This window comes from Micromonospora sp. SYSU B005, from assembly GCF_055362685.1.
In genome coordinates, this window is the sequence record NZ_JAXCFU010000068.1 from 1 (window position 1) to 679 (window position 679).

The 679-nt window shown below is 68.6% G+C and carries 1 protein-coding gene; it reads left to right on the top strand.

Features of this window, described 5'->3' with window-relative positions:
* Positions 1-91: 91 nt before the first annotated feature.
* The coding region (locus tag SM452_RS30405; RefSeq protein WP_463841226.1) for an AMP-binding protein at positions 92-679 on the top strand (588 nt) is incomplete at its 3' end.

Here is a 679-nt window from a genome sequence, read left to right on the forward strand (position 1 = left end):
GGGCCCGGACGGGCCGGACGCTGAGGCGACTCGCGCGCCGGAGGGTATCCGCACCGTTTATGCCAGGGAGCGCACGAATTATCCGTTGAGCGTGTCGGTGAACGACCAGGATGTGGCGGGTCTGAGCCTGAGCGTGGAGGTGGTCGATTCGCTCGACCCGCAGGCGATCGGCCGGTTGTTGTGCACGGCGGTGGAGAACGTGGTCGCCGCGTTGAGCGGTCCGGATGTGCCGCTGTTCGCGGTCGAGGTGCTGGACGAGCCGCAGATTCGGCACGACACCGCCATGACCGTGCCAACCGGCACGGTCGTGGACGTGTTCGAGGCGCAGGCAGCCCGGACGCCCGCGGTGACGGCGTTGGTGTGCGGCGACGTGTCACTGACGTTCGCCGAGGTGAATGCGCGGGCGAATCGGCTGGCCAGGCACCTGGTGCGGGAGGGCGTGGGCCCGGAGCGGATCGTGGCTGTCAGCCTGCCGCGGTCGGCGGACTCGATGGTGGGGTTGCTCGCGGTGCTGAAGGCGGGTGGGGTGTATCTGCCCGTGGACCCGACCCTGCCGGTCGAGCGGATCACGCAGCTGTTGAGTGATGCCGATCCGGCGTTCGTGCTCACCGAGGCGGTGATGGCATCGTTGGTCTTGGCCGAGTTGTCGGGTGGTGATCTGACGGATGCGGATCGGCTG